19 protein-coding genes are annotated in these 20,361 nt (G+C 58.1%); 14 read left to right on the forward strand and 5 right to left on the reverse strand.

Annotated features, from left to right (window positions below; genetic code table 11):
* The first annotated feature begins 55 nt into the window (after nucleotides 1-55).
* Genes kdpF through kdpE form a run of 6 tightly spaced genes read left to right on the forward strand, consistent with a single transcriptional unit; the run spans nucleotide 56 to nucleotide 7,841 of the window.
* Entirely contained in the window at nucleotides 56-145 is a 90-nt protein-coding gene (gene kdpF, locus ABLV66_RS17985) for a K(+)-transporting ATPase subunit F (protein ID WP_020079348.1), read from the forward strand.
* Nucleotides 145-1,824 (forward strand): potassium-transporting ATPase subunit KdpA, encoded by a 1,680-nt coding sequence (gene kdpA, locus ABLV66_RS17990; protein ID WP_348877000.1) that lies wholly within the window; start codon nucleotides 145-147, stop codon nucleotides 1,822-1,824. The genes kdpF and kdpA overlap by 1 nt, the downstream gene beginning before the upstream one ends.
* 20 nt (nucleotides 1,825-1,844) lie before the next feature.
* Entirely contained in the window at nucleotides 1,845-3,893 is a 2,049-nt protein-coding gene (gene kdpB / locus ABLV66_RS17995; protein ID WP_045393018.1) for a potassium-transporting ATPase subunit KdpB, read from the forward strand.
* A gap of 10 nt (nucleotides 3,894-3,903) precedes the next feature.
* A complete protein-coding gene (gene kdpC, locus ABLV66_RS18000; protein ID WP_045393015.1) occupies nucleotides 3,904-4,476 on the forward strand; it encodes a potassium-transporting ATPase subunit KdpC in 573 nt (190 codons plus the stop codon).
* 3 nt (nucleotides 4,477-4,479) lie between these two features.
* Nucleotides 4,480-7,167 carry a two-component system sensor histidine kinase KdpD gene (gene kdpD, locus ABLV66_RS18005; RefSeq protein WP_348877001.1) on the forward strand — a complete coding sequence of 896 codons (2,688 nt, stop codon included), beginning with the start codon at nucleotides 4,480-4,482 and terminating at the stop codon, nucleotides 7,165-7,167.
* Complete coding sequence (gene kdpE / locus ABLV66_RS18010; RefSeq protein WP_047049246.1) at nucleotides 7,164-7,841, forward strand: two-component system response regulator KdpE; 678 nt, start codon at nucleotides 7,164-7,166, stop codon at nucleotides 7,839-7,841. The genes kdpD and kdpE overlap by 4 nt, the downstream gene beginning before the upstream one ends.
* Here kdpE and ABLV66_RS18015 read toward each other — a convergent pair.
* The 3 genes from ABLV66_RS18015 to seqA are packed head-to-tail and all read right to left on the reverse strand — an operon-like array spanning nucleotide 7,823 to nucleotide 10,549.
* Nucleotides 7,823-8,260: a hypothetical protein gene (locus ABLV66_RS18015; RefSeq protein ID WP_049059929.1), complete on the reverse strand. Its 438-nt coding sequence runs from the start codon at nucleotides 8,258-8,260 to the stop codon at nucleotides 7,823-7,825. The genes kdpE and ABLV66_RS18015 overlap by 19 nt on opposite strands.
* Before the next feature lie 55 nt (nucleotides 8,261-8,315).
* Nucleotides 8,316-9,956, reverse strand: coding sequence for a phosphoglucomutase (alpha-D-glucose-1,6-bisphosphate-dependent) (pgm, locus tag ABLV66_RS18020; RefSeq protein ID WP_047049249.1), 1,641 nt, complete (start codon nucleotides 9,954-9,956; stop codon nucleotides 8,316-8,318).
* Between the two features lie 32 nt (nucleotides 9,957-9,988).
* The gene (gene seqA, locus ABLV66_RS18025; protein ID WP_045393006.1) at nucleotides 9,989-10,549 is read right to left on the reverse strand and encodes a replication initiation negative regulator SeqA; all 561 of its coding nucleotides are present in this window, start codon (nucleotides 10,547-10,549) and stop codon (nucleotides 9,989-9,991) included.
* A 229-nt stretch (nucleotides 10,550-10,778) separates the two neighbouring features.
* Here seqA and ybfF point away from each other — a divergent pair, with 229 nt between their 5' ends.
* The 8 genes from ybfF to ABLV66_RS18065 all read left to right on the forward strand — a co-directional run bounded on the left by ybfF (nucleotide 10,779) and on the right by ABLV66_RS18065 (nucleotide 18,420).
* The gene (gene ybfF / locus ABLV66_RS18030; protein WP_045393004.1) at nucleotides 10,779-11,552 is read left to right on the forward strand and encodes an esterase; all 774 of its coding nucleotides are present in this window, start codon (nucleotides 10,779-10,781) and stop codon (nucleotides 11,550-11,552) included.
* Nucleotides 11,553-11,685: 133 nt separating this feature from the next.
* The gene (gene ybfE, locus ABLV66_RS18035) at nucleotides 11,686-11,979 is read left to right on the forward strand and encodes a LexA regulated protein (RefSeq protein ID WP_015367696.1); all 294 of its coding nucleotides are present in this window, start codon (nucleotides 11,686-11,688) and stop codon (nucleotides 11,977-11,979) included.
* A gap of 149 nt (nucleotides 11,980-12,128) precedes the next feature.
* Nucleotides 12,129-12,659: a flavodoxin FldA gene (fldA, locus tag ABLV66_RS18040; protein ID WP_015367697.1), complete on the forward strand. Its 531-nt coding sequence runs from the start codon at nucleotides 12,129-12,131 to the stop codon at nucleotides 12,657-12,659.
* A gap of 292 nt (nucleotides 12,660-12,951) precedes the next feature.
* Complete coding sequence (gene fur / locus ABLV66_RS18045) at nucleotides 12,952-13,404, forward strand: ferric iron uptake transcriptional regulator (protein WP_015367698.1); 453 nt, start codon at nucleotides 12,952-12,954, stop codon at nucleotides 13,402-13,404.
* 112 nt (nucleotides 13,405-13,516) lie between these two features.
* On the forward strand, nucleotides 13,517-14,443 hold the full coding sequence (tcuR, locus tag ABLV66_RS18050) for a tricarballylate utilization LysR family transcriptional regulator TcuR (RefSeq protein WP_045393001.1): 927 nt from the start codon (nucleotides 13,517-13,519) through the stop codon (nucleotides 14,441-14,443).
* Between the two features lie 96 nt (nucleotides 14,444-14,539).
* The gene (gene tcuA, locus ABLV66_RS18055) at nucleotides 14,540-15,943 is read left to right on the forward strand and encodes an FAD-dependent tricarballylate dehydrogenase TcuA (protein WP_348877002.1); all 1,404 of its coding nucleotides are present in this window, start codon (nucleotides 14,540-14,542) and stop codon (nucleotides 15,941-15,943) included.
* Nucleotides 15,930-17,069: a tricarballylate utilization 4Fe-4S protein TcuB gene (gene tcuB / locus ABLV66_RS18060; RefSeq protein ID WP_063447454.1), complete on the forward strand. Its 1,140-nt coding sequence runs from the start codon at nucleotides 15,930-15,932 to the stop codon at nucleotides 17,067-17,069. Before tcuA ends, tcuB begins: the two co-directional genes overlap by 14 nt.
* Before the next feature lie 55 nt (nucleotides 17,070-17,124).
* Nucleotides 17,125-18,420, forward strand: coding sequence for an MFS transporter (locus tag ABLV66_RS18065; RefSeq protein WP_047049261.1), 1,296 nt, complete (start codon nucleotides 17,125-17,127; stop codon nucleotides 18,418-18,420).
* A 52-nt stretch (nucleotides 18,421-18,472) separates the two neighbouring features.
* Here ABLV66_RS18065 and ABLV66_RS18070 read toward each other — a convergent pair whose 3' ends face one another.
* Complete coding sequence (locus ABLV66_RS18070; protein WP_045392989.1) at nucleotides 18,473-18,805, reverse strand: ChiQ/YbfN family lipoprotein; 333 nt, start codon at nucleotides 18,803-18,805, stop codon at nucleotides 18,473-18,475.
* A 47-nt stretch (nucleotides 18,806-18,852) separates the two neighbouring features.
* Complete coding sequence (gene chiP / locus ABLV66_RS18075; RefSeq protein WP_045392987.1) at nucleotides 18,853-20,253, reverse strand: chitoporin ChiP; 1,401 nt, start codon at nucleotides 20,251-20,253, stop codon at nucleotides 18,853-18,855.
* Nucleotides 20,254-20,361: the final 108 nt, after the last annotated feature.

Here is a 20,361-nt window from a genome sequence, read left to right on the forward strand (position 1 = left end):
GCCGAAATTCCTACCCTCTCGGTATATCAATAAGAGACACACCCGGAGGTGGAAAGTGACTACAGGCATCATTGCCGGCGTAACGCTGGTGTTCCTGCTGCTGGCGTATCTGGTCTATGCCCTGATACATGCGGAGGCGTTCTGATGGCCGCGCAAGGGTTCTTACTTATCGCCAGCTTCCTGCTGGTACTGCTGGTGCTGGCGCGGCCACTCGGTTCGCTGCTGGCGAAAATGATCAACGACGTCCCGCTTCCAGGGCTTGCCGGCGTTGAGCGCGGTATCTGGCGGCTGGCGGGGATTCGCAGCCAGGAGATGGACTGGCGGCAGTACCTGATAGCCATTGTGCTGTTTAACGCTATTGGTCTCGCGGCGCTGATGGCGCTGCTAATGTGTCAGGGGTGGCTGCCGTTCAATCCGCAGCACTTCCCCAACCTGTCATGGGATTTAGCGTTGAATACCGCGGTAAGCTTCGTCAGCAACACTAACTGGCAGGCCTACGCCGGGGAAACCACCATGAGCTATCTCAGCCAGATGGCGGGCCTGGCGGTGCAAAACTTCCTGTCGGCCGCGACCGGTATTGCGGTGATCTTCGTACTGACCCGCGCCTGGGCGCGACAAAAAGTCAGCACCCTCGGCAACGCCTGGGTCGACCTGACCCGCATTACGCTGTGGCTGCTACTGCCTCTTTCTCTGCTGATCGCGCTGTTCTTTGTGCAACAGGGCGTGCCGCAGAACCTGCAGGCTTATCAGCCATTCACCAGCCTGGAAGGCGTTCGCCAGTGGCTGCCGATGGGGCCGGTCGCCTCGCAGGAAGCAATCAAAATGCTCGGTACCAACGGCGGCGGTTTCTTTAATGCCAACTCATCGCATCCGTTTGAGAACCCGACGGCGTTAACCAACCTGGTGCAGATGCTGGCGATCTTCCTGATCCCGGCGGCGCTGTGTTTTGCCTTTGGCGAAGCGGTCGGCGATCGCCGTCAGGGGCGCGCCATCCTGTGGGCGATGGCGCTGATTTTCGTGGTCTGCGTGGCGGTGGTGATGTGGGCGGAAACCCGCGGAAATCCGCATCTGCTCAGCCTTGGCGCCGACAGCAGCCTGAATATGGAAGGGAAAGAGAGCCGCTTTGGCATTCTCGCCAGCAGCCTGTTTGCGGTAGTCACTACTGCGGCCTCCTGCGGCGCGGTCAACGCGATGCATGATTCCTTCACCGCGCTGGGCGGCATGGTGCCGATGTGGCTGATGCAGATTGGCGAGGTGGTCTTCGGCGGCGTGGGCTCCGGGCTGTACGGCATGCTGCTGTTCGTCATGCTGGCGGTATTTATCGCCGGGCTGATGATTGGCCGCACGCCGGAATATCTCGGCAAGAAAATCGACGTGCGCGAAATGAAAATGATCGCGCTGGCGATTCTGGTGACCCCGACGCTGGTACTGCTCGGCACCGCGCTGGCGATGATGACCGAAGCCGGACGCAGCGCCATGCTGAATCCTGGGCCGCATGGCTTTAGCGAGGTGTTGTACGCGGTCACCTCGGCGGCCAACAACAACGGCAGCGCCTTCGGCGGCTTAAGCGCCGGCACGACCTTCTGGAACCTGCTGCTGGCGTTCTGCATGCTGGTGGGCCGCTTCGGGGTGATCGTCCCGGTGATGGCGATTGCCGGGTCGCTGGTGAATAAGAAAATTCAGCCAGCCAGCTCCGGGACGCTCGCCACCCACGATGCGCTGTTTATCGGCCTGCTGATCGGCACCGTCCTGCTGGTCGGCGCCCTGACCTTTATCCCCGCACTGGCGCTCGGCCCGGTGGCGGAACACTTCTCTTTACTTTAAGCGATGCGGAGCAGCCTGTTATGAGTCGCAAACAATTAGCCCTGCTGGAGCCGACGCTGGTGCGTCAGGCGCTGCTGGATGCGGTGAAAAAACTCAGCCCCTCGGTGCAGTGGCGTAACCCGGTAATGTTTATCGTCTGGATCGGCAGCGTGCTGACCACCCTGCTGGCGATGGCCATGGCCGTGGGGTATCTCGCGGGTCACGCCGGTTTTACCGCCGCCGTCAGCCTATGGCTATGGTTTACCGTACTGTTCGCCAACTTCGCCGAAGCCATGGCCGAAGGACGTAGCAAAGCGCAGGCCAATAGCCTGAAAGGAGTGAAGAAAACCGCTTTCGCCCGTAAGCTGCGCGCGCCCCAGCACGATGCCCCGATGGATCACGTCCCGGCGGAAGAGTTACGCAAAGGCGATATCGTGCTGGTGGAAGCCGGCGACATTATCCCCTGCGACGGCGAAGTGATCGAAGGCGGCGCTTCGGTAGATGAAAGCGCCATCACCGGGGAATCCGCGCCGGTGATCCGCGAGTCCGGCGGCGATTTCGCCTCGGTAACTGGCGGTACCCGGATCCTTTCTGACTGGCTGGTGATCCGCTGCAGCGTCAACCCTGGTGAAACCTTCCTCGACCGGATGATCGCCATGGTTGAAGGGGCGCAGCGCCGTAAAACGCCGAACGAAATCGCATTGACGATCCTGCTGATCGCCCTGACGCTGGTATTCCTGCTGGCTACCGCCACCATCTGGCCCTTCTCGGCGTGGAGCGGTAATGCGGTTAGCGTTACCGTGCTGGTCGCGCTGCTGGTGTGCTTGATCCCGACCACTATCGGCGGCCTGCTCTCCGCCATTGGCGTCGCCGGGATGAGCAGAATGCTCGGCGCCAACGTTATCGCCACCAGCGGTCGCGCGGTGGAAGCCGCGGGCGATGTCGACGTACTGTTGCTGGATAAAACCGGCACCATCACCCTTGGTAACCGTCAGGCCTCGGCATTCCTGCCGGCGCGCGGCGTCGAAGAGCGCGTGCTGGCCGATGCCGCCCAGCTGTCGTCGCTGGCGGATGAAACGCCGGAAGGCCGCAGCATCGTGGTGCTGGCGAAACAGCGCTTTAATCTGCGCGAACGCGACCTGCAGTCGCTGCACGCCACATTTGTCCCCTTTACCGCCCAGACCCGTATGAGCGGTATCAACATCGACCAACGTATGATCCGCAAAGGGTCGGTAGACGCGATTCGCCGCCATATCGAAGCTAACGGCGGCCACTTCCCGGCCGATGTCGATAAGCAGGTAGAAGAGGTCGCCCGCCAGGGGGCCACGCCGCTAGTCGTCGCGGAAGGCGAGCGCGTACTGGGGATTATTTCGCTTAAAGATATCGTCAAAGGCGGCATTAAAGAGCGTTTCGCCCAGTTGCGCAAAATGGGCATTAAAACGGTGATGATCACCGGTGATAACCGCCTGACCGCCGCCGCCATCGCCGCCGAAGCGGGGGTTGATGATTTTCTGGCCGAAGCGACGCCGGAAGCCAAGCTGGCGCTGATTCGCCAGTATCAGTCGGAAGGACGGCTGGTGGCGATGACCGGCGACGGCACCAACGACGCTCCGGCGCTGGCGCAGGCTGATGTAGCGGTCGCGATGAACTCCGGCACCCAGGCGGCGAAAGAGGCGGGCAATATGGTGGATCTCGACTCAAACCCGACCAAGCTGATTGAAGTGGTGCATATCGGTAAACAGATGCTGATGACCCGTGGGTCGTTAACTACATTCAGTATCGCCAACGACGTCGCCAAGTATTTCGCGATTATTCCGGCCGCCTTCGCCGCCGCCTATCCGCAGCTGGCGATGCTGAACGTGATGCATCTGCACTCGCCCTCTTCGGCGATCATGAGCGCGGTTATTTTCAACGCCCTGATTATCGTCTGCCTGATCCCTTTAGCGCTGAAGGGCGTGAGCTATCGTCCGCTGTCGGCATCGGCGATGCTTCGCCGCAACCTGTGGGTTTACGGCCTCGGCGGCCTGATTGTGCCTTTCGTTGGTATTAAAGCCATCGACCTGTTGCTGACCCTGACCGGTCTGGTGTGAGGAAACTACCATGTCATTGATTCGTCCGGCATTTGTGCTATTTATTCTGTTAACCCTGCTCACTGGCGGCCTGTATCCGTTGCTGACTACCGCCTTAGGGCAGTGGTGGTTCCCGCAGCAGGCTAACGGCTCGCTGATCCAGATCGACGGCGAAGTGCGCGGCTCAGCGCTGATCGGGCAGAACTTTACCGCAGCCGGTTATTTCCACGGCCGCCCTTCCGCGACGGCAGAGGTGGCGGATAATCCGCTGGCCTCTGGCGGCAGTAATCTGGCGGTCAGCAATCCGGCGCTGGATAAAGCGATTAGCGAACGGGTACAGGCGTTACGCGCCGCGAACCCGCAAGCGAACCCAACGGTGCCGGTCGAGCTGGTTACCGCATCGGCCAGCGGGCTGGATAACAACCTGACCCCTGCCGCGGCGCTGTGGCAGGTACCGCGCGTCGCTAAAGCGCGCAATCTCAGCGACGCGCAGGTGAAACAGCTAGTGGATCAGGCGACGCAAAAACCGTTGCTCAGTTTTCTCGGTCAACCTGTGGTAAATATACTGCAACTGAATATGGCGCTGGATGCCCTAAAGGATTAATCAATGAGTGACGAGCCGCTGCGTCCGGACCCCGACCGTCTGCTGCAACAAACCGCTGCGCCGCATCGCGGCAAGCTGAAGGTGTTTTTCGGCGCCTGCGCCGGGGTGGGCAAAACCTGGGCAATGCTGGCGGAAGCGCAGCGGCTGCGCGCTCAGGGGCTGGATATTCTGATCGGCGTGGCGGAAACCCACGGCCGCAAAGATACCGCCGCCATGCTGGAGGGGCTCAGCACCCTCCCGCAAAAACGCATTTCCCATCGCGGACGCTACGTCCATGAATTTGACCTTGATGCCGCGCTGGCCCGCCGTCCGGCGCTGATCCTGGTGGACGAACTGGCGCACAGCAACGCGCCGGGTTCGCGCCACCCGAAACGTTGGCAGGACGTCGAAGAACTGCTCGAAGCCGGTATCGACGTCTTCACCACCGTCAACGTCCAGCATCTTGAAAGTCTCAATGATGTGGTCAGCGGTATTACCGGCGTGCAGGTGCGCGAAACCGTCCCCGACCCCTTCTTTGACGCCGCTGATGATGTAGTTCTGGTGGATTTGCCGCCGGACGATCTGCGCCAGCGCCTGAATGAGGGCAAGGTGTACATTGGCGGCCAGGCCGAACGCGCCATCGAAAACTTCTTCCGCAAAGGTAATCTGATCGCCCTGCGCGAGCTGGCGCTGCGCCGTACCGCCGACCGGGTAGACGAACAAATGCGCGCCTGGCGCGACCGCCAGGGGCAGGAAAAAGTCTGGCACACCCGCGACGCCATTCTGCTGTGCATCGGCCACAACACCGGCAGCGAAAAACTGGTTCGCGCCGCCGCCCGGCTGGCGGCCAGGCTCGGCAGCGTCTGGCACGCGGTATACGTGGAAACCCCCTCGCTGCACCGTCTACCGGAGGCCAAACGGCGGGCGATCCTCGCGGCGCTGAAGCTGGCGCAAGAGTTAGGCGCCGAAACCGCCACCCTCTCCGATCCATCGGAAGAAAAAGCGGTACTGCATTACGCTCGCGAACATAACCTCGGCAAAATTGTGATTGGTCGCCAGGGGGAGCGACGCTGGTGGGAACGAGCCGGATTTGCCGACCGTCTGGCGCGCCGCGCCCCGGACCTCGATCTGGTGGTGATCGCGCTGGATGAAAAACCTACTTCTCTGCCCGCCCGCGCGAACGACAACCGCACGGCGATCGATAAGTGGCGCCAGCAGTTGAAGGGCTGTCTGCTGGCCGTGGCGCTGTGCGCCATTATCACCGTGGTTGCCATGCAGTGGCTGATGGCCTTTGAGGCCGCCAACCTGGTGATGCTCTATCTACTGGGTGTGGTGATAATCGCTCTGCTGTATGGCCGCTGGCCATCGGTGCTGGCGACCTTTATCAACGTCATTAGCTTCGATCTCTTTTTTGTCGCCCCACGCGGTACGCTGGCGGTTTCCGACGTCCAGTATCTGCTGACGTTCGGCGTGATGCTGACCGTTGGTCTGGTGATCGGCAATCTGACCGCCGGGATGCGTTACCAGGCGCGGGTGGCGCGTTATCGCGAGCGACGTACCCGGCATCTGTATGAAATGTCGAAAGCGCTGGCGGTCGGACGCAGCCGCGAAGATATCGCCGCCACCAGCGAACGCTTTATTACTTCCACTTTTCAGGCCCGCAGCCAACTACTGCTGCCGGATGAGAACGGGCAGCTGCAGCCGATGACCCAGCAATCCGGCGTTTTCTCGTGGGATGATGCGATTGCCCGCTGGAGTTTTGATAAAGGCCAGCCAGCCGGGGCCGGCACCGACACTCTCCCCGGCGTACCATATCAAATTCTGCCGCTACAAAGCGCCTCCCGCACCTGGGGGCTGCTGCTGGTCGAACCGGAAAATCTGCGTCAGCTGATGATCCCGGAACAACAGCGACTGCTGGAAACCTTTACCCTGCTGGTGGCCAGCGCCCTTGAGCGCCTGACCCTGACCGCCAGCGAAGAGCAGGCGCGCTTGACCAGCGAACGCGAAAGCCTGCGCAACTCACTGCTGGCCGCCCTCTCTCACGATCTGCGGACGCCGCTGACGGTCCTGTTCGGCCAGGCGGAGATCCTCACTCTCGATCTGGCCAGCGAAGGTTCGAAGCACGCGCCGCAGGCCAACGAAATTCGCCAGCACGTGCTCAACACCACCCGGCTGGTGAATAATCTACTGGATATGGCGCGTATCCAGTCCGGCGGTTTTAATCTGCACAAAGAGTGGTTAACCCTCGAAGAGGTTGTTGGCAGCGCCCTGCGTATGCTGGAGCCTGGGCTTGGCGGCCAGCGCATCCAGCTGTCGCTGCCGGACCCGCTGCTGCTGGTCCACGTTGACGGCCCGCTGTTTGAACGGGTGCTGATCAATCTGCTGGAGAACGCGCATAAATACGCCGGCGCGCAGGCGCAGATTGGCATTCACACCGAAGCGGATAGGCAGCAGTTGATCATTGAAGTCTGGGATAATGGTCCTGGGATCCCGGCAGGCCAGGAACAGGCTATCTTTGATAAATTCGCCCGTGGTAATAAAGAGTCTGCTATCCCCGGCGTCGGCCTGGGGCTGGCCATTTGCCAGGCCATTGTCGAGGTGCACGACGGTAGCATTACCGCCAGCAACCGTCCGGAGGGCGGCGCCTGTTTCCGTGTTACACTGCCGCGAGAAGCGCCCCCAGAACTGGAAGAGTTAACCGAGGAATTGTGATTAACGTTTTAATCATCGAAGACGAACACGCTATCCGCCGCTTTCTGCGCACTGCGCTGGAAGCTGACGGCATGCGCGTATTTGAAGCCGAAACCCTGCAGCGCGGGCTAATCGAAGCCGCCACCCGCAAACCGGATTTAGCGATCCTCGATCTCGGCCTGCCGGACGGGGATGGTAATGATTTTATCCGCGAAGTCCGCCAGTGGAGCCAAATGCCGATTATCGTGCTGTCGGCGCGCAGCGAAGAGCATGACAAAATCGCCGCCCTTGACGCCGGCGCCGATGACTACCTCAGTAAACCGTTCGGCATTGGTGAACTGCAGGCGCGGCTACGCGTCGCGCTGCGCCGTCACGGCAGCGCGCAGGCCGATGAGCCGGTGGTGCGTTTTGCCGATATTAGCGTCGATATCCCCGCCCGCCGTATCGTGCGCGGCAGTGAAGAAATTCACCTGACGCCCATCGAGTTTCGCCTGCTGGCGGCGCTGCTGAACAATCCGGGCAAAGTGCTCACCCAGCGCCAGCTTCTGAATCAGGTATGGGGGCCTAACGCCGTCGAACACAGTCACTATTTGCGGATTTATATGGGGCACTTACGGCAAAAGCTGGAGGTTGACCCGGCGCGGCCGCAGCATCTGCTGACCGAAACCGGGATTGGCTATCGCTTTATGCCCTGAAATTCGCCTCTGCAGTACCAGAGAGTGGCGATTTTCAGCCCTTCAGAGAGCAGCAGGAAGCCTGACAGGATCGCTAAATTCCTGACGCCGGCGGCTTGAATCAGCCACAGACCCAGCGACAGCGAAGGCTGCATAAATACCAGCCTGAGCGGCGCCTGCCCCCAGGCCAACCACAGCGCATAGCGGCTCTGACGGAAAAATAGGATCATCGACAGCGGAATGCTGATAATCAGCAGAACATTCAGCGGGTACAGCCAGGCCGCCGCTGCGCCGTAAGTGTGCAGCAGCTGAAGATACGCCAGTAGATCGTCGTAGAAAGGAAGACGGCGGTGGGAAATATTCCACCATAAGAATTGCAGGACGAAAAAGAGATCCATCCACGCCCAGAACAAAAAAAGGGACTTCCGTTGTAATTTCATCGCATTCCTTGCGAAAAAAATCAGGCCCGCAGGGGGCCTGATGCTGATAGGACAATCAGGCGTTTTTCAGCACTTCGCTGACAATCTCTACCGCTTCTTTTTCAATTAGCTTGCGATGCTCTTCGCCAAGGAAGCTCTCGCAGTAGATTTTGTAGGCGTCCTCGGTGCCTGACGGACGGGCCGCAAACCAGCCGTTGTCGGTCATCACTTTCAGCCCGCCGATAGAAGCGCCGTTGCCCGGCGCCGCGGTCAGACGCGCGGTGATCGGATCGCCCGCCAGCGTATCGGCGCTCACCATTTCCGGCGAAAGCTTAGACAGCGCCGCTTTCTGCGCGGAAGTGGCGGAGGCCTGCAGACGGTTGTAGCTCGGGGCGCCAAAGCGTTGCGCCAGCTCGTTATAGTGCTCCTGCGGGTTCTTACCGGTGACCGCGGTGATTTCCGCCGCCAGCAGGCACATGATGATACCGTCTTTATCGGTGGACCACGGCGTGCCGTCGAAACGCAGGAACGATGCCCCAGCGCTCTCTTCACCACCGAAGCCGAAGCTGCCGTCGAACAGACCGTCAACAAACCACTTGAAGCCTACCGGCACTTCCACCAGCTTACGGCCCAGATCGTTAACCACGCGGTCAATCATCGCCGAAGAAACCAGCGTTTTACCAACCGCAACATCTTTGCCCCACTGTGGGCGATGCTGGAACAGGTAGTTGATAGCCACCGCCAGATAGTGGTTCGGGTTCATCAGCCCAGCCGGAGTCACGATACCGTGACGGTCGTAATCCGGATCGTTGGCGAAGGCCAGATCGAACTTATCGCGCAGCGCCAACAGACCCGCCATTGCACACTCGGAGGAGCAGTCCATACGGATCGCGCCATCTTTATCAAGGTGCATAAAGCGGAACGTCTGATCGACCTGATCGTTAACGATGGTCAGATCCAGCTTGTAGTGCTCGCCGATACGTTTCCAGTATTCGATACCCGAGCCGCCCAACGGATCGACGCCCAGTTTAAGGCCCGCTTTCTGGATAGCCGCCATATCGACGATATCCGCCAGCCCTTCAATAAACGGCTGCACCAGGTCCTGCTCTTTTACGTGGCCGGACGCCAGCGCGGCGTCGAGAGAGATACGCTTCACACCCTGCAGACCGGCGGCCAGCAGTTCATTAGCGCGGTTCTCCACTACTTTCGTCACGTTGGTATCAGCCGGGCCGCCGTTTGGCGGGTTGTATTTGATACCGCCATCTTCCGGCGGGTTGTGCGATGGCGTGATCACAATACCATCCGCCAGCGGGCCGCCTTTTTTGTTATGCACCAGAATCGCGTTGGAGACCGCCGGCGTCGGAGTGAAACCGTTGTTTTCCTGAACGATCACATCAACACCGTTCGCCGCCAGCACTTCCAGCACGGAAATGAATGCCGGTTCGGATAAAGCGTGGGTATCCTTACCCACGTAGCACGGGCCGGTGATGCCGTTTTTCGCGCGGTTTTCCGCAATCGCCTGCGCAATCGCCAGAATATGCTGCTCATTGAAATTGTGGCGCCCTGCGCTACCGCGATGGCCGGAGGTGCCGAACTTAACCGCATGCTCCGCATTACCCGCTTCCGGCTTCAGCACATAGTACTGAGCGGTCAGCTGGGCGACGTTAATCAAATCACTCTGTTGTGCCGGCTGACCCGCACGTTTATCGATTGCCATTGCCTGATCCTTCTGGTGCAAAGTTTAATTAACTAGATCGTGCCGCAAACCTTTTCAATCAGCTCCGCAGGGAACTGCATTGATTGCATGATATGTTCGATCATGCTGCATTTACGGCCGGTATTAGTATTGGTGATAACCCACCACGGCGTACCAGGAACCTGTTTCGGTTTGGTCTGATTACCGCTTTTCAGCAGCGTCCGTGAATCTTCGGCGAAGTATACGCGGGTGCGCCCGTGCAGAGATTCAGTGGCTTCTGAAAAAGCCTTACTGTCTAACGAGTAAAGCGTAGTCAATACCAGCATGAAGCGGTTAACCGCGCGCTTTTGTTCAGCGTATTCGTCAGATAACAGCAGTTCGCGCATGGCGCGGACTTTATCTTTAACCGGGTTGGCCGGCTTCGCTTCGACGACTGGCGCCGCCGCAGGAGCAGCCGCCGGCGCGGCTTTCGCCGCAGGCGCGCCAGATGCAGGTTGAGAAACGGCGGTAAATTTCAGCATGCGCCGTAAAATGTCGGATGCGCTCTCGCCGATATGCAGAGTGTGGCTGGCAATATAGCGGTAGAGCTCATCATCAACTTCGATTGTTTTCATCTTAATCCAGTGCGATTTCTTTGTTTCTGAATACAAGTCGTCGGGATTAACTATCCTTTGTCTTTCACACTACTGCGCAAAAGGCATCAGATAGAGGACAAATCCCAACCGCGAATAGCGTCAAACCAGGATGGCGGTAAAACTCAGAATGCTTCCGGGTCTTGCAGCCTAATGGCAGAATGTCCAACATAATACCCTAACCCGACGGAGCGAAAAAAAGAACTTTGCCATGAAATTAAATAGCCGAGCGCAATCTGCACAAAACCCGCACAATAAATCCCCAATCGTCCTGGTACACGGCCTGTTCGGCAGCCTGGACAACCTTGGGATCCTCGCCCGCGATCTGGTCGCCGACTACGATATATTGCAGGTCGATATGCGCAACCACGGCTTATCGCCGCGTTCGCCGGAGATGACCTACCGCGCGATGGCGCAGGATCTGTTGGATACTCTTGACGATCATCAGATAGAGAAAGCGACCTTTATCGGCCATTCAATGGGCGGCAAAGCGGTGATGGCGCTGACCGCGCTGGCGCCGGATCGCATCGCCGGGCTGGTGGCGATTGATATTGCGCCGGTGGCTTATCACGTCCGCCGTCATGATGAGATCTTCGCGGCGATTAACGCCGTCAGCGAATCCGCCGCCAGCACCCGCCAGCAGGCGGCGCAGGTGATGCGCGAGCATATAAATGAAGAAGGCGTCATTCAGTTTCTGCTGAAATCCTTTGTCGACGGCGCGTGGCGCTTCAACGTGCCGGCGCTGTGGGATCAATACCCGCATATTGTCGGCTGGGAAACGGTGCCAGCCTGGCCGCACCCGGCGCAATTTATTCCCGGCGGCAACTCCCCTTATGTTACCGATGAATACCGCGACGCGCTGCTGGCGCAGTTCCCGCAGGCCCGCGCTCACGTCATTGCCGGCGCCGGACACTGGGTGCATGCGGAAAAACCCGAGGCGGTTTTACGCGCAATTCGCCGTTATCTGAGCACAATTGAAGCCTGAGTGGCTAAAAAACGCCCGACCGCGCGGCATAATGCCCGCGGTCGTTGGCGCAGCGGTTCGCCTGATGTATTATGGCGCGCTATCTGCGCCGGCTATAGCCCGGCAGCTTGTTTCCCCGAAGTCACTCTGAATCATGGCAAAAGAACAAACGGACCGAACGACATTAGATTTGTTCGCAAATGAGCGTCGCCCGGGTAGACCGAAAACCAATCCGCTTTCGCGCGATGAACAACTGCGCATCAACAAACGCAATCAGCTCAAACGCGATAAAGTTCGCGGCTTGAAGCGCGTTGAGTTGAAGCTCAACGCCGATGCGGTCGACGCGCTTAATGAGCTGGCGGAAGCCCGCAACATGAGCCGCAGCGATCTTATCGAAGAGATGCTGATGCACCAACTGGCCTGCCTGCGTAACCAGGGCGAAGTCTGAAAAACGCAAAAAAATCGCTTTCATGTAGCAGAGTGTGCACCAGGACGTTATTGCTGTTTCCGCGCCCTTCCCTGTTCTGCTATGATTGCCGTTAACTGTAGGCATAATGCCACTACCACATCATTAAGTTTCAAGAGGTTATTTTACTCATGGCAATCATCGGCATCTTTTTTGGCAGCGACACCGGCAACACCGAAAATATTGCAAAAATGATCCAAAAGCAGCTCGGTAAAGACGTTGCTGAAGTTCACGACATTGCCAAGAGCAGCAAAGAAGATCTGGAAAGCCACGATATTCTGCTGCTCGGCATCCCAACCTGGTACTACGGCGAAGCGCAGTGCGACTGGGACGACTTCTTCCCGACGCTGGAAGAGATCGACTTCAACGGTAAGCTGGTAGCCGTGTTTGGCTGCGGCGACCAGGAAGATTACGCAGAATACTTCTGCGATGCGCTGGGCACCATTCGTGACATCATTGAACCACGCGGCGCAACCATCGTTGGCCACTGGCCGACCGCGGGCTACCACTTTGAAGCTTCTAAAGGCCTGGCAGACGACGATCACTTCGTAGGTCTGGCGATTGATGAAGACCGTCAGCCGGAACTGACCAACGAGCGCGTTGAGAAGTGGGTGAAGCAGATTTCCGAAGAGCTGCATCTGGAAGAAATCAAAAACGCCTAAGAATCAAACAGCGCAGCTATTAAGCTGCGCTGAATTAATAGATAAAAGCAATCAAACTAATAGCTACAAGTTTTTAACTTTTCATCACATATCTGTACAATGTCCTCTGATTCCACGAGGTCACGTGACACAGTTTGTAGCTGGTAATTCGTTTTTGACAGCTTACAAGGCGCGATGGTTGCAGTTTTCATTTCAGAGTTGCAGCTCTATAATGAGACGCATTACATCGGGTGATTCTCTGTATTGCTTCCCTTTGAAGGAAGCCGATCTTTAGCAACAGGACAGATTCCGCATGACTGACAACAATATCGCATTAAAGAAGGCTGGCCTGAAAGTCACACTTCCCCGACTGAAAATTCTGGAAGTGTTGCAGGAACCGGATAACCATCACGTCAGTGCGGAAGATTTATATAAACGCCTGATCGATATGGGTGAAGAGATTGGTCTGGCTACCGTTTACCGCGTGCTGAACCAGTTCGACGATGCAGGCATCGTGACTCGTCACAACTTCGAAGGCGGTAAATCCGTATTCGAGCTGACTCAGCAGCACCACCACGATCACCTGATTTGCCTCGATTGCGGCAAAGTGATCGAGTTCAGCGATGATTCTATCGAATCCCGCCAACGTGAAATTGCTGCCCAACACGGCATCCGCTTAACCAACCACAGCCTGTACCTGTACGGCCACTGTGCGGAAGGCGACTGCCGCGAAGATGAACATGCCCACGATGCGGTGAATAAATAATTTCCCGTCTCGTTTGTCGTAAAAAGCCAACCTCAAGGTTGGCTTTTTTATGGGCGAAATCCACCGGCATGCGTATTCTGTCAGTGCATAACGCCTTGTACGGAGAGTCAATATGGAGCTGCGCCAGCTACGCTATTTTGTCCGCATTGTGGAAACCGGCAGTATGGGCCGCGCCGCGCTCGATCTGAATATTGGCGTCTCTGCGCTCAGCCAGCAAATGGCGCGTCTGGAAAATGAACTCGCTATCCGCCTGCTGCAACGGACTTCGCGCGGCGTAATGCCCACCAGCGCCGGCCTTGCCTTTTACTCGCAGGCGCAACTGGCGCTGCGTCATGCTGACGATGCTATTCTCGCCGCGCGCGAGGCGCGCCTTTCCGGTCACGTCAGCGTCGGTATGGCGCCGAGCACCGCTTCTGTACTGGGCGTACCTTTTATCAACGCCATGCGCGAAAGCTACGCCGACGTCCGCCTGCACCTGGTGGAGAGCCTCTCCGGCAATCTGGAACGGATGATCAACACCCGCCAGCTCGATTTAGCCATCGTTTTCCAGAAAGAGAAGATCCTGCGCTGGAGCGCCCGACCCATTCTTGAGGAACGTCTGTTCCTGATTGGCGCCCATGACGTGCTGGCGCCGCTGCCCGGCGATAGCATCTCCCCGAACCAACTGGCCGCCATCCCGCTGATTATGCCAAGCCAGGGGCATGGCCTGCGCGGCAGGCTGGACGCTATTTGCCAGGAGCACGCCATCAACGTTGACGTGGTGGCTGAAATCGATGGCCTGGCCCTGCTGATGCGCGCCGTTCGTGACGGGCTCGGCGCCACGCTGCAGCCGGGCGCAGCGATTTCTCATCTCGACAGCCAGGCGCTAAGAGTGATCGGCGTCGATAATCCGGTACTTAGCCGACCGAATTTTCTGGTCAGTCTTTCCGATGACGAACTCACCCCGGCAGGCCTTGCGGCACGGGTAATGCTGGCAAAAGTCATGCGCCAGCTAGTTGAATCCGGCAACTGGCCGGGCGCCAGTCTTTACACACACTAAACCCCCCTTTAGCTTTACGCCATAGCGCCTGCCGCCCCTGCACCTTACATTTCCATTACAAATTTAACAATTAGTCAAAGCGTAATGGAGCCGATAATGGTGGATGTACTGGTGATTGGCGGCGGCAACGCCGCGTTATGCGCCGCCTTAACCGCCCGGGAAGCAGGCGCATCCGTACTGCTGCTGGAAGCCGCGCCGCGGGAATGGCGGGGCGGTAACTCTCAGCACACGCGTAATCTGCGTTGTATGCACGATGCGCCGCAGGATGTCTTAGTCGACAGCTATCCGGAAGAAGAATACTGGCAGGATCTGCTGCGCGTTACCGACGGCAATACCAACGAAGCGCTGGCCCGTCTGGTGATCCGCACCTCGTCGCACTGTCGGGACTGGATGCGCCGCCATGGCGTTAACTTTCAACCGCCGTTATCCGGCGCCCTGCACGTCGCCCGCACTAACGCCTTTTTTATGGGCGGCGGCAAAGCCCTGGTCAATGCCTATTACCGCAGCGCCGAGCAGATGGGCGTGCAGATCCGCTATAACACGCCGGTGCAGGCGCTTGAATTACGTGATGGCGAATTCGTCGCCGCGCTGGCAGGCGCCGAGCGCATCGCCGCGAAAACCTGCGTGCTCGCCGCCGGCGGTTTTGAATCTAACCGCGAGTGGCTGCGCGAAGCCTGGGGGCAAAATGAGCGCGGCGAGTGGCCTGCCGACAATTTTCTCATCCGCGGCACCCGTTTTAACCAGGGAGTACTGCTCAAATTTATGATCGACGCCGGAGCCGATATCATCGGCGATCCTTCACAGTCGCACTGCGTCGCCATTGACGCCCGGGCGCCGCTCTATGACGGCGGCATCTGTACCCGCGTCGACTGCGTGTCGCTGGGGGTAGTGGTGAACCGCGATGCCGAGCGCTTTTATGATGAAGGGGAGGATTTCTGGCCCAAACGTTACGCCATCTGGGGCCGTCTGGTCGCCCACCAGCCGGGGCAAATCGGCTATTCGATCATCGACAGTAAAGCCGTTGGACAGTTTATGCCGCCCGTTTTTCCGGGCGCCCAGGCCAATACCATCGCGGAACTGGCCCGCCAATTGGGGCTGGATGGCGAACGTTTGTCGCAGACCATCGCCAGCTACAATGCCGCCTGTACGCCAGGCCAGTTCGACCATACCCGTCTTGATAACTGCACCACTTCCGGCCTGACGCCGCCGAAGACCCACTGGGCGCGGCCTATCGATACGCCGCCTTATTATGGTTATGCCCTGCGTCCAGGGATCACCTTCACCTACCTCGGGCTGTACGTCAATCAACACGCCGCCGTCCACTTTGCCGGTAAGCCGAGCCGCAACCTATTTGTCGCCGGCGAAATGATGGCCGGCAACGTACTGGGCAAAGGCTATACCGCCGGCGTAGGCATGTCGATTGGCACCACATTCGGCCGCATTGCCGGTCAGCAAGCCGCCATGGCGGCACAGCAGGAGAAACATCATGAAGTCGCTTGAAAAGCTGATCATCGAGGCGCAAATCATCACCGAGCCGGAAGCGGAAGTCGAACGGGTGATGCAGGTCTGTAACGCCTGCCGCTATTGCGAAGGCTTTTGCGCCGTATTTCCGGCCATGACCCAGCGTCTGGAATTTGGCAAGGCGGATATTAACTATCTGGCGAACCTGTGCCACAACTGCGGCGCCTGCCTGCACGCCTGCCAGTATGCCCCGCCGCACGAGTTTGCGATTAATGTTCCCAAAGCGATGGCGGAAGTGCGGCTGGAAACCTATCAACATTACGCCCGGCCCGCCGCTTTCGGCAGTTTATATCGCCGTGCGGGGATCGCCACGGTGCTGGCGCTGGTCGCGGGTCTTGTCCTGTTTCTGCTATTGGCGATGGGGCTCAAAGGCTCTCTGTTGCACCCGCCGCTGGCCGGTGATTTCTACCAGATTTTCCCGCATAACCTGCTGGCGTGGATGTTCGGTTCGGTTTTCATTGCGGCCATCGGTTTACTGATGAGCGGGGTGATTCGTTTCTGGCGCGAGATCTCGCCGGGCCAACCGCAGGCTGGCGATATCGCCAGGGCCTCACATGATGCGCTGACGTTGAAATATCTCGACGGCGGACACGGTAAAGGCTGTAACGAGGCCGATGACGCCTTCACCCTGATGCGCCGCCGTTTTCACCACTTCACTTTCTACGGTTTCATGCTCTGTTTCGCCGCCACGGTTGTGGCCACGGGCTATCACTATCTCGCCGGTTGGGAGGCGCCCTACCCGTTCTTTAGCGTACCGGTACTGCTGGGCACGCTCGGCGGCATCGGGCTGCTGGTAGGCCCTGCGGGTTTGCTATGGCTGAATCTGCGCCGCTCGCCGCTGCACGGCGACGCGCGGCAAAAACCGATGGATCGCGCTTTTATCCTGCTGTTGCTACTGACCAGTTTTACCGGGCTCGCGCTACTGGCGGGTCGGGACACCTCGTGGATGGGCATTCTGCTCGCTATCCATCTCGGGGTGGTGATGGCGCTGTTTTTAACGCTGCCTTACGGAAAATTTGCCCACGGATTTTATCGCTGTGCGGCGTTACTCAAGTGGGCGATTGAGAAGCGGCGCGGAAAACAGGCGGCAGTCGCAGGCGACTAACCCGCTCCCTCTTACCTCTATAACAACAAGATAAAGACAATGGAGAGCAAACCCTATGACCCAACCAACCTCGCGCGCCGGTACCTTCGGCGCAATTCTCCGCGTAACCAGCGGTAATTTTCTCGAGCAATTCGACTTCTTTCTGTTTGGTTTCTACGCCACCTATATCGCCAGAACCTTCTTTCCGGCAGAGAGCGAGTTCGCGGCGTTGATGCTCACCTTTGCCGTGTTTGGCTCCGGCTTCCTGATGCGCCCCATCGGCGCGGTGGTATTAGGGGCTTATATTGACAGGATCGGTCGCCGCAAAGGGCTGATGGTCACCCTGGCGATTATGGGCTGTGGCACGTTACTGATTGCGCTGGTGCCGGGCTACCAAACCATCGGCGTGCTGGCGCCGGTGCTGGTCTTAATTGGCCGTTTGCTGCAAGGATTCTCGGCCGGGGTCGAGCTCGGCGGTGTGTCGGTCTACCTGTCGGAAATCGCCAAACCGGGGAAAAAAGGGTTCTATACCAGTTGGCAGTCCGCCAGCCAACAGGTGGCCATCGTCATGGCGGCGCTGATTGGCTACGCGCTGAACGAAACGCTGGGTCACGACGAGATTGCAGAATGGGGCTGGCGCATCCCCTTCTTTATCGGCTGCCTGATTATCCCGCTGATTTTCGTACTCCGGCGTTCGCTGCAGGAGACCGAAGCGTTTCTGCAGCGTAAGCATCGTCCCGATACGAAAGAGATACTGACCACTATTGTTAAAAACTGGCGCATCATCAGCGCGGGCACCTTACTGGTGGCGATGACCACCACCACCTTTTATTTTATTACCGTCTATACCCCAACCTACGGCAGAGCGGTACTGCATCTGAGCGCGCGCGACAGCTTGCTGGTCACGATGCTGGTCGGTATTTCTAACTTTATCTGGTTACCGATTGGCGGGGCGCTCTCAGACAAGATAGGCCGCCGCCCGGTGCTGATGGGAATTACCATCCTGGCGCTGTTGACCACCTGGCCGGTGATGCAATGGCTCACCGCCGCGCCGGATTTCACCCGCATGACGCTGGTGCTGCTGTGGTTCTCGTTCTTTTTCGGTATGTATAACGGCGCGATGGTGGCGGCGCTAACGGAAGTGATGCCCGTTTACGTCCGCACCGTGGGCTTTTCGCTGGCATTTAGCCTCGCCACAGCTATCTTTGGCGGGCTGACGCCGGCTATTTCCACCGCGCTGGTCGAAATCACCGGTGATAAAAGCGCGCCGGGCTGGTGGCTGATGTGCGCGGCGCTATGCGGATTCGCCGCCACCGCCATGCTGTTCATGCGTCTAAGCCGCGGCTATCAGCCGGCGGAAATACCGCGTTAAAATAGCCACGGGCGGAGTGTGCGCTCCGCCCGTTTTCGCTTAACCGTCTGCTTTACTTCGTGGTGTTGTTACTGCGAATCTCCTGCCAGATTTTATCACAGCGCGCTTTGACAGCCTGGTCATTACCGGTGCGCGTCGCCTGAATACAGGCTTGATAATCGAGCACCCTGACGCTTTCCTGCGTCGCAAACTGCTGATGCGGTTTCTCTTGTTTCAATACGTTCAGTACGCTCTGACAGGCTTCGATCTTGTCCGGATTACCTTCCGCCGTGTTGATACAGGCGCTATAGGCATCTTTCAATTTGGAATCTTCTTTCGGCGCTGGCGACTGCGCGCAGGCAACCAGACCCGATGCCATGATGGCGATGAGCAGCAGTTTTTTCATAGTTATTCTCCCGGAGGGGCGGCAGGCTCACGCCCGCCGCGCAGGCATCAGAAAATGGTGAACGGCGCGATAACCATAAACTTCACGTCACGCTCATCCTGGAAGATGTTGCCGTAACCGCCGCTCCAGCTTGGGATGTCGGAGTGGTTGTCGTATTGCGTGAAGTGCAGTTTGAACATCGTTCCTTTCGCGCGGCCTTCCTGCAGGGTGTAGATGGCATCCAGGCTGTAGGCGGATTCTTTCAGACGATAGTTAGGATCGTAGTAAGCATCCGGGGATGCCATTCTGCCAGGCTTCGCATCCCAGGCGTAAACATAGGACGCGCCAAACGCCCAGCCCGGCATATCCCAGTTCTTCATGTCGTACATCGCGCCGAAGAACACCGCTTTCTCGCCGTTGGCGTTAAAGTCAGAGCGGTTATCCCACCAGATATCGAGACGACCGTTAGAGGAGGCATAGGTTGGCGTCATACGCTGCAGGAAGTAGCCCTGCTGGCCATCGGCTTTCACCCAGGTCCCTTCCAGACGCAGATCCAGCACATCGGCCGCTTTATAGCCGAAAGTGATCGCCTGCAGCCACGCGGTGCCGTCGTAGATATCGTTGACGCCGCCGTTGCTGACTTTATCGCGGGTACCGTAGAACTGATAGCTGGTGCTCAACGGTGAACCCGCGATATCAAATTTGTAGCTGGCTTTAGCAAAGTACTGATCGATATAGCCCTGGGCCTGACCAAATGCGGCTTCCAGCACCAGATCGTTTTTAAAATCGTACTTCGCGCCAAGAGAGTGCAGATAGTCAACTTTGGTTTTCTTATCGTTCTGGTAAAAATCATCCATCTCGATATGCCACGGCGCTTTATATTCGTTTGTCCACATATAGGAGAAACTCAGCGCGCCGTTATCGCCGTAGTCGAAGTTTGCCCCGGCTTCAGCCCCCTGATAGGTACCCGGCATAAAGCTCCAGTGCGGCGCCAGCAGCGTTTGTCCGGTCGGCTGAATGTAGCCTGCGCGCGCCCACGCCGGGCCGAATTTAAATTTAGCCGCCGCTTTATACAGGCTTATCCCGCTCTTATCGCCGGTATAATCTTCGCTGTAGGCACGGTTGCTGGAGGAGAAAGCAATTTCGTTCGGGTGGCCGCTGTCGCCGTTTTCCGCCATTTCAATCGCGGTGAAGGCAGCAATATCCAGACCAAACATGTCGGCCGCGTATCCGGACTGGAAATCCAGGTTGGCGTTCCAGGTAGAATGAGAAAGGTTAGTTTCGTATTTGTCGGTTTCTACGTTTTTACGGTCGCGCTCACGCTGCCAGTAATAGATACCGCCGGTTAAGGTAGAATCATCGATAAAACCTGCTGCGCTGGCCTGTGGGGCCACAACCCAACCCGACATCGCGGTGACGGCGGCAATAGCCAGCGCCAGCGTACTACGTTTGCCACTAAACGTACGCATGTGCATATCCTCTTTGACGTTTTAAAATTGCGATTGCCAAAGGCAGCTCGCTAAAAAAATAAAAAAATTTGAAAAGCGGTGCGGTTAAAAGGCCGCGAAACCACTATG

It is taken from the genome of Klebsiella sp. CN_Kp073, assembly GCF_040065495.2.
Classification (GTDB): domain Bacteria; phylum Pseudomonadota; class Gammaproteobacteria; order Enterobacterales; family Enterobacteriaceae; genus Klebsiella; species Klebsiella aerogenes.